This is a genomic window from Nitrosospira sp. Nsp11, from assembly GCF_900142705.1.
Classification (GTDB): domain Bacteria; phylum Pseudomonadota; class Gammaproteobacteria; order Burkholderiales; family Nitrosomonadaceae; genus Nitrosospira.
In genome coordinates this window covers 623,053-631,898 of the sequence record NZ_FRBV01000001.1, presented here as the reverse complement: position 1 = coordinate 631,898, position 8,846 = coordinate 623,053, and the positions used below count along the sequence as shown (strand labels likewise).

Genomic DNA, 8,846 nt, shown 5'->3' with positions numbered 1-8,846 from the left:
AAGATAATCTCGAAACTTTCTGGCGGCAGGCCAAGCTCGCACAGGCGCGCCAGCAGGGGGTCGATGTTGTCGGCCTCGTTGAGCGTGGGGATCACTATGGAAACTTGCGTCAAGGGCATCTCTAAAAATTGATTAGCAGATTGATCTTATCCACAATCCGATACCCAATATCGTTAATATTCGATGAAAATATGACGTGCCTCAATCGGGGCTTTACTGCGCTGCATCCTTTGATGGTCGAACCAGGCAACCGCTTTCTCATGCCAACTTGTGAGCCTGCAGATTTTACTCCAGGCTCATCAATCCAATTTGAGGATCTTCCCACGGTCAGGGTGAAGTGAATTCATGACGAGTAAGCTTTGGAGCTCTCTACTTCTTGCCGGAGTAGCTTGACGTCCGCTTCGCAGCACTTTTTTGAAATTAAAAGTCTCAAGAGTGGGCACAAGATGAAAGGGGCAGCAACAGGATGAGAGAGGCGATGCGAAGGGTAGACTATCGACTATTTGGCAAGAGCTTTGCGAACCAGGAAAACAGACGGTTTGTCCATTAAACCCGAGTCCGCTCCCATTTTGCGCGAAACAAGTCGCGTTATGTCAACAGACTGGTATCGGGGTCATCATAGAGGCCACAAAATGCATCTTGTCATGCCCATCATGCCAATTTGCCATACGATTTCACCAGCCGGCTGGCGTTTTGATTGTGGTCGCCTTAAGCTCTTATCGCACCTTCCTTGATATAAGTTATTTTACAAGGCCGGCCTGGTGATCAGCGTAATAATGCCGGACGGGGCTCAGCTTATCGTCAAGTTCGTATACCAGCGGCCGCCCTGTGGCTATGGATAGCTTTATTAGCTGGACAATGGACAAATCGTCCAGTTGCATCACCAGTGCACGCAAGATATGCTTATGGGCTACGATGAGAACGCGCTTTCCCTGTCGAATTTCTGGCAGGATTACCTCCTCCCAGTAGGGCAGCACCCGCAAGAGGGCTTCTTGCATGCTCTCAGTAAGGGGCAATTCCTGCCTGTCGATATTCGAGTAGCGCAGCTGATTTCCCGGGAATCGCGCGTCACAGGGGTCGAGCGGCGGCGGCCGCGCATCAAATCGCAACTGGGAGCCAAGGATGGGCCAGACGCCGAATTTCCTGATTGCCTTCAGGGGATCGATCCCTTCCAGGGCACCATAGTGGCGTTCGTTCAAACGCCAACTCCGCCGTACGGCCGATTGATCGACTCCCATCGCTTTTAATACGATACGCAGCGTTTCAGTAGCCCGTTGGAGTTCCGAGGTAAAGCATACATCGAACTTATATCCCGTCTCCCTGAGCAGGCGGCCAGCTTGCTCGGCCTCCTGCTCACCTCGTGGTGTCAGGGCAACATCATTCCAGCCGGTAAAACATCCATCCCGGTTCGAGATACTTTCCCCGTGGCGCAATAGGACGAGTTGTGTCATGTGCTGACTTACCTGCCTAAGCGAGATAAGTGGTAATTGACGCTCGGGCTTTGAGTATCAAAAGGGCACATGCTCTCTATTTTTTCGTTCTTGGACGTCCGGTCTGAAGCCGCCGCTGAGTATATACAATCTCAGTATAGACAACCATAGATAAAACGCGGTCAAAAAGCCAATCCCACATGAAATATTGATAAAAAAATCGAACCGTCGAGTCAAAGGTCCGGACGTTCTGCCAGCTCGCCAGCAGGTAGAATATCCGGTAGCAGATAACACTGATACCGGTTGGTACAGGGAGCGTGAGTAGCTTACGGTTCAGGCAAGATGAGCGTCGACAAACAGAGTATCTTCGCAGGAAGGCGATACTGAAAGAATGGTGTGTGACAGGTGTTCAGGATGGCCGGTAACCTGGACAAAGCGATGAAAGCCGGAGCCGCGTATTACTTTATGCCCCAGTAGGAAGCGATATGATCGATGATAAGACGGTTGGTTTCAGCATCGATCTCATAAGTCCGCTTGAAGTCCGGAGGTCCCGGCCAGCCCGAATCCGTAAATTCCCTGGCGTTGAAATACTTTGTTTTCGCATAACGAGGGATGACATGGAAGTGCACATCCGGATCAACCATCATCAACATCAGGTAATTCAGCCGATCGTAATTGAAAGCCTTGGCCAAAGCGGACTCTAGCTGCGTTATCACCTGATGAAGCTCAGTAAAGCTTTCCTGGCCAAGTTCCGAAAGTGAGCGAGCTGGCTCATGAGCGGCCAGAATCAGGGAACCAAGCGTTAGCTGGGCGGGACGCAACATGACGCTCCAGTATTGGTATTGATGAATTATTGTCTGTGGCGCGCCAAACTTCCGCATGGTTGCGTTATAGGCGGGGATATCCGGCGAGACATTGGTCATCGAAGAATCCATGAGATTTGGCAGCTGATGAGTTTGTCTTGCGAGGCTGGAGCCAATATTGAGTATTGCTCGCAGGATACTATGCAAAACATTTCGGCACAATCGCCTGTCTTGCGCCTGGTGCAGGGAACGTTAAGGAGCTGTTATACAGGGAAAGTTTAGGAGCTGTTATCGAGGAGGCGGCGTTTTTCAATGTATAGTCCGAAGGGACTATTTGCGCCGCCGTAGCGAGGCGCTATTTTATTATTTTGAGGTTATCGATGGGGCGACATTTTGTAGTTGAAACTTAAGAAGGCTTCTTGACAACATGCGGTAACTGATCAACAAGCTGGAAAAATAATAAAAGCGCGGACGGATGTTTTTATCTGCTATCTTTCCTGACATGCTGCAGCGAATGCGAGGGTTCATGAAGATTATTAATGGTTTCAGCATTGACAGGATTACCCGGGACTTGAGTGGCGCGATGTGGATTCTTGCGCGACTACCGGAAGATAACTCGGCGGCGACGGCCATCCACCGGTGCTTCCAGCGCGAGGTCTGGCGTGAAATCAGCCCCCGCGAGCGTCTTATAGCTTATGCGGCTCTGCCGTTCGTCCCATTCGTGGTTGCTGCGCTGGTAATGGTGTTTACCACGCTCAACGGAAGCGCCATAAAGAAGCGGACAGGAAAGGGAATCACTCGGCAAATGTGGGAGCAGATCGGTCTTGCAGCCCGGTTTGCGATCCTGTCTCCCTGGTACTATATCTTCGAACTGCACGACGACGACAAGAGAAAGCATGCTGGTGAGTACCTGAATCGGCTTGAAACAAAAGCCGGGCTGTATCTTTTTTTGCGCGACTACAATGGTGGACTTTCCATCCCCACCGAGCGGAGCACAATATGTATAAAAGACAAAGCACGTTTCATGGCCCGCTGCCGCGAGTTCGGAATCAAGACTGCGCCCATCCTCCTGAGCGTGGAGAAAGGAGAGGTCACCGCAGTCGATTGGAACGGACCGGGGTTGCCCGAGATCGATCTCTTCGTGAAACCGCTGTATGGACAAGGGGGAAAAAATGCCACGCGCTGGGATTACCTGGGCTCGGGGAAGTTCCGGCGCAACGATGGCGAAGTCGCTACTGAGGATCAAGTACTTGAGGGTCTGCGGAAGGCCTCTTGGCAGAATATTTTTCTGGTGCAGCCGCGCCTCGTAAATCACCATGAGATTGCCGACCTCGCCAATGGTACGCTGGCGACTGTTCGTGTGATGAGCTGTCGTAACGAGCAAGGCGGATTCGAAGTTACCAACGCGGTTTTTCGCATGGCGCGGAATAGCGCCGTCATTGTCGACAATTTCCATGCCGGAGGAATCGCTGCCAACGTGGATATCCACACCGGTGAACTAGGAAGAGGAGCTTGCGGGGCATGGGGAGCAACTGCGGATGGCTGGTATGAGCGGCATTACGAAACGCACGCTCAGATACTGCAGCGCAAGCTTCCGTGCTGGCCTGAGCTGATAGAGCTGGTGCAATATGCCCACGCCAGCGCCTTTTCCGATCAGGTAGTGATTGGTTGGGACGTCGCCCTGCTCGATAGCGGTCCGTGCCTTATCGAAGCTAACAAAGCACCGGACCTGGACATTATCCAACGGATCGGTAATGGCCCCGTAGGTAACGAACGGCTTGGGAAACTTTTGGCGTTTAATTTGAGACGAACTGTTGAGACCAAGTATGCCCGCGCAGAAGTATGCTGACATTCGCCTTAAGTGTGGCGAGGACTACCACCGTATCGCTTTCCGCATCGAATGACGCAGAGAAAACTCACGCGCGTGAGTTGTCGTTCTTCCCAGGCGCCAACGGTCGTGCCTGGCTATTCATCCGTAATAAGTTCAGCTTGTATAGATGGGCTTTGCAGGATTCCATTCCCCTTCGTTTCGGCGAAAAGCGCTTCAGCCCGTGCCAGATCCGCGGCGAAATCAATTTCACACCAAACATGCCCGGATACGGAACAAGCATTGACCACTTGTTTATCAGCCAGGCCGTCAATGATGCTTAGATACCAGAATTTAAGCGCAGCTTGATGTCGAAGTGCATTCTCGACTGCGCCGCGGAACAATTGCGGTCCGCGATCCCGGAAAAAAATAAGACCGATAGACTCGGCATCGGTTTGAGCCGCGGATAAAGTTTTGCTTACGTGCTTGACCCATCCTTTTTCATCCAGCTGGACTTTCATGTCGTCCGTGTCATAAGTGGACTTGTAATCTACCCCCAGGGTAATAGGGGCGGGATCCGAGTTCAGCATCTTCGCCAGCACAGCCGCATCAAAAACGGTATCCCCGTTCAGAAGCAGAAAATCGCTATCCATTACAGAACGCGCAATCCAGCAACTAGCCAGGTTATCGGCAACCTCAAAGAACGGATTAAAAATCGTACTGATCGGAGCGTGATTTGCATAACGCTGTTGCAATCGAGTTTCGACCAAGCTGGAATGAAAACCGGTCACGACAGTGATTTCGTCTATGCCTGCTGCCAGCAAGGTATCGATCTGCCGCTCAATGATTGGTTTACCCGAAACGGGCAAAAGACACTTTGGCATGTTTTCAGTTAGCGACAGCAGCCGCCGTCCCTGGCCAGCGCCGAGAATAATCGTTTTAGGCATTTTTTCTTTACTGCCCATCATATCCGCTGGTTTTTGACGCTTCAAAAATGTCGTTAAAGTTTGATGCTTCTAAGTAATTATCGCCATTCATCCACTCAAATTCAGAGGGAGGGGAACCGAGCCCGCTTCGCAGGCTGCTGAGCGCGCTAGAGTGGATATTGCGATAGGAACCTCAAGTACTCCTTGGGAACTGTCCATATTGTACTCGTCCCGTTAAGCTTAGGGAGTATCTCGATAAGCTCTTCGCGGAATTCGCATCGCGGGCTGCCACCCTCTCGTGAGGATCTTTCGTATTATCCTGAATCAGGCGGTTGGCCTCGTAGCGAACTCACAAAGAAGGTGAAGCTCACGGGGTATGAAAAATCTTTTCGGTCATAGCGCTCGGTTGACAAATGAGCTGACAAATAATCTGGAAAATGAACGGTCAACTGTCCGATTCCGGATTATGAGGCTTCGAGACTTCCGCCAGCCATTGCGGCGGCTATTTCTTTGTCGTTAGAGGACATTCTGACCTTGGACGGTTCGCTGATTAAACCGTTGGGTCAGGATATCAGGTGAGCAGCAGGCTCAGATCGGGCAATATGTCTACGTGCGCAGGAAAGGGATTTTTATCCCCGGGACGCACGCGGCCCAGGAATGCGACATTGTTAAGCTGTGCGCTTTGATAGTCGATCAACGCGTCGCCTATCATCAGCACACGCTCAGGCAAGAGCGTGTGATTCGATAAAATATCCGCGATCAGCTTCTGTTTTGGCGTGGGGGAGCCGCACACAGCGGTAAAATAGGAGGCCAGACCCCGGCGAACGACAATCGTTTTGAGTTCCGCTTCCGGTGTGCCGGAAGCGACAAATAAAGGAATGCGTGTTGCTTCTTTACGGATCAGCTCCGTCGCACCAGGTACCGCGTCACTGGCAATCACGGCCTCAACGACCAGTTCGGAAAAACGACGATCCAACTCCCGTTCTTCATCCGGAGTCAGTGGTGGTTTTTCTAAAAGATGCTCCTGGAAATGACGAAATTTGTGGTAGCGCGACATGCCTCCGTGCAAGCTGTGATACTGCATCACCGCAGTCATCACTGTTTCCCCGTAGCTTCGATAGAGATCGCCGAAAGCTTGTGTCTTGATTTCACCAGATTCGACCACCACGCCATCGAAATCGAAAATGATGGCTTGCCACGCCGCTGTGTTCATGCTTTATTGTCGGACGCCAAGGGCGTCGCCTCGTCATCTTCACCTGAGTGGTGCATGGTCCTGTGGATATCCCGCAGACAATCCAGTAATCCCTGACCCAGATCGACATGTTCGTTAAGTACCAATTTGCGGCCAATACGGGGTTGAAATGCATAAGGAGTAACCTCGTAATGGTGCCCCGCACGCGCCTCGTCGAAATGTAATTCGATCTTCCAGGGCATGATTTCAGAAATCATGGTCATGACGTCCTTGATGCGTAACCGCTCCTGGCCGGTCAAGATCAAATGACGATTGGCAAACTCTGGCGCGAGCACCTGAACACTCATGCGCGCCGCATCCTCAACATGGATGTATTCGCGGATTGCCTCACCGCTACCGTGGTACGTTATCGAATGACGGTCCACCGCTTCATGCAGCATACGGTAGATTCCATTACGTGCGTCAGCACGCCTGCCGTACAATGATCCATACCGTAAAATACTATAGTCCAGCCCGTAGCGCTCATGATAAGTCTCAATAAAGCGTTCTGCCGCCTGCTTGCTGGCACGATAAAAAGAGCCAGACTCGGAATAGACATAAATAGTGCTGGCAAAAACAAATCGGCGCGCCCCGGCAAGACGCGCTGCTTCCAGGGCGTGCATATTACCTAATACATTAATTGTTGCGGTCGCCAGTGGCTTATCGTTGGCTTCATCAATATCCGCAATGGCAGCAAAATTATAAACAACATGAGCACCCTGAGCCGCTTTCGTCACTTCATCCAGATTCATGATGTCACCGATGATCATCTCCTGATCGGGACGCTGATAAATCGATGGGCGGCGATCAAACAAGCGCACGCGATAGCCGGCGTTGGATAACGCATCGGCCACATGGCTTCCCAAGAAGCCGCTGGCGCCATACACGATCGCAATTTCGTTAGGCATTTCCGTGTTGCCTGTCTTTCATCACATCCGCTTTAGCCAGCCCCTGAAGCAGATTCTCCGCGGCTTCCACCTCCATTCGCTGACGTGCTTCCTTGGCGTGGGAACCAATATGGGAGGTAAGAATTGCCGTTTCACATTTTAGTAGCGGGCCGTGATACGGTTCCTGCTCGAAAACATCGAGTGCGGCAGCAGCCAGGCGACCGGAAATCAAGACCTCCGCAAGCTCGGCTTCATCGATAAGGCCTCCTCGGGCCGTATTTATCACTACAGCACCTGGCTTCATGCGCGCGAGCGCCGCCTTGTCAAGCAAGTGGTGCGTGTCGGCCCCATAAGGCACGTGCAGGCTGATGATATCCGCTTCCGCCAGAAGATCTTCCAATGGTACCAATCGTACTCCTAGCGGTGCCTGCTCCACGTATGAATCATACGCCACAATCTTGGCCTCAAATGCCTGGCACAGCCGCGCGACACGCCGCCCGACGCGTCCTAGTCCGATGATGCCTACCCGCTGGGCAGCGAGCAGACGTCCCTGCGTCCGCGGCCATTTGCCCGCATGAAGCAATCGATCAGTCTGGGATATCTGCCTCAAGGCGTCCAGTATCAGGCCCAGGGTGAGTTCAGCAACTGCCTGCGCCGGGGCCTCTGGCGTGTTAAGCACAGTGATACCGTGACGTTCTGCAGCCACAAGATCTACACTGTCCACGCCGCTTCCGCAGCGAGACACCACTTTCAGGCTTCTGGCGGAGGCAAAGACGCGTTCTGTCAGGGGTTCGATGCCCGCAATCATCCCCACGGTATCCGAACCCAGCAAAGCGATGGTTTCGTCTTCCGTAAGTTTGCGACCATGGCTGTTCTTGGTGATATGCATGCCGTCTTTTAGCAAATTCTGGAGAGCGGGATTGTTGTCCACGTCAAACGATGAAGTGGAGATAACGAGTTTATTCATAAACCTTCTCTTATATTCTGCATATGGCTTCGGCAAAGGGTGTCCAAAATACGAATATCCAGACCATAGCCAAGAAAACTGAAGCCGGCCTGGATGTAATGACGCAGTTGGTCCAGATCCGGCTCAACGACGTGAATACCTCCCGATTTGCCGAGGCGACGCCCGGCTTCATGTACCCGTTTTATCGCCGACTGGACTTCGGGGTAATCCAGTTCGCCTGGATGCCCCATGGACCCGGATAGATCGTACGGGCCAATGATATAAGCGTCAACTCCGGGAACCGAAAGTATGGAATCGATGGCATTGACTGCATCGATATGCTCAATCATAACGACCACAATCGCATTATCCTCCAGCCAACGCCGATATTCCTGAAATCGTGCACCGTAGCCTTGCGCGCGGGCCAGACCCACGCCCCGCTGACCCCGCGGCGGGTAATAGACGGCTTGTACCGCTGCTTCCGCATCCGCCGCGGTTTTGACCATGGGAACCATCACGCCGGTTGCGCCGGCATCCATGACACGCTTGATCTGGTCAGGATGATTTGAAGTCAACCGCACGATCGCTGGGCATCGCTGGCCGTCGAGCACCTGGATCAGCATTTGAACGTCGCTTAGCTCCAGGACGCTGTGCTCTGTATCCAGGACGAGCCAGTCAAAACCGGCCGCAGCCATGATCTCTGCGATTGTTGGATGCCCCAGGGTGATCCATGAACCAATGGTCAGCGCATTTCTGGCAAGTTTCGATTTTAATTGCATAGCTATGCCTTAGAAGGCCGCAAGAACAGGCCTGTGT

The 8,846-nt window shown here is 52.4% G+C and carries 8 protein-coding genes; 1 reads left to right on the top strand and 7 read right to left on the bottom strand.

Going from position 1 to position 8,846, the window contains the following annotated elements; genetic code table 11:
- Positions 1-740: 740 nt before the first annotated feature.
- Together BUA28_RS03060 and BUA28_RS03055 are read right to left on the bottom strand one after the other, a co-directional pair.
- Positions 741-1,451, bottom strand: coding sequence for a 2,3-bisphosphoglycerate-dependent phosphoglycerate mutase (locus tag BUA28_RS03060; RefSeq protein ID WP_072766630.1), 711 nt, complete (start codon positions 1,449-1,451; stop codon positions 741-743).
- A 437-nt stretch (positions 1,452-1,888) separates the two neighbouring features.
- On the bottom strand, positions 1,889-2,353 hold the full coding sequence (locus BUA28_RS03055) for an HIT family protein (RefSeq protein ID WP_072766689.1): 465 nt from the start codon (positions 2,351-2,353) through the stop codon (positions 1,889-1,891).
- 406 nt (positions 2,354-2,759) lie between these two features.
- On the opposite strand from BUA28_RS03055, the gene BUA28_RS03050 reads away from it, so the two are divergent.
- Entirely contained in the window at positions 2,760-4,082 is a 1,323-nt protein-coding gene (locus tag BUA28_RS03050; RefSeq protein ID WP_072766688.1) for a sugar-transfer associated ATP-grasp domain-containing protein, read from the top strand.
- A gap of 116 nt (positions 4,083-4,198) precedes the next feature.
- Here BUA28_RS03050 and BUA28_RS03045 read toward each other — a convergent pair whose 3' ends face one another.
- The 5 genes from BUA28_RS03045 to BUA28_RS03025 all read right to left on the bottom strand — a co-directional run bounded on the left by BUA28_RS03045 (position 4,199) and on the right by BUA28_RS03025 (position 8,809).
- Positions 4,199-4,987: a phosphocholine cytidylyltransferase family protein gene (locus BUA28_RS03045; RefSeq protein WP_256598216.1), complete on the bottom strand. Its 789-nt coding sequence runs from the start codon at positions 4,985-4,987 to the stop codon at positions 4,199-4,201.
- A gap of 550 nt (positions 4,988-5,537) precedes the next feature.
- Positions 5,538-6,179, bottom strand: coding sequence for an HAD family hydrolase (locus tag BUA28_RS03040; protein ID WP_072766629.1), 642 nt, complete (start codon positions 6,177-6,179; stop codon positions 5,538-5,540).
- Complete coding sequence (locus BUA28_RS03035; RefSeq protein WP_072766628.1) at positions 6,176-7,105, bottom strand: NAD-dependent epimerase/dehydratase family protein; 930 nt, start codon at positions 7,103-7,105, stop codon at positions 6,176-6,178. The genes BUA28_RS03040 and BUA28_RS03035 overlap by 4 nt, the downstream gene beginning before the upstream one ends.
- Positions 7,098-8,051: a phosphoglycerate dehydrogenase gene (locus tag BUA28_RS03030; protein ID WP_072766627.1), complete on the bottom strand. Its 954-nt coding sequence runs from the start codon at positions 8,049-8,051 to the stop codon at positions 7,098-7,100. The genes BUA28_RS03035 and BUA28_RS03030 overlap by 8 nt, the downstream gene beginning before the upstream one ends.
- Entirely contained in the window at positions 8,048-8,809 is a 762-nt protein-coding gene (locus tag BUA28_RS03025) for an HpcH/HpaI aldolase family protein (protein ID WP_072766626.1), read from the bottom strand. Before BUA28_RS03025 ends, BUA28_RS03030 begins: the two co-directional genes overlap by 4 nt.
- Positions 8,810-8,846 lie beyond the last annotated feature (37 nt).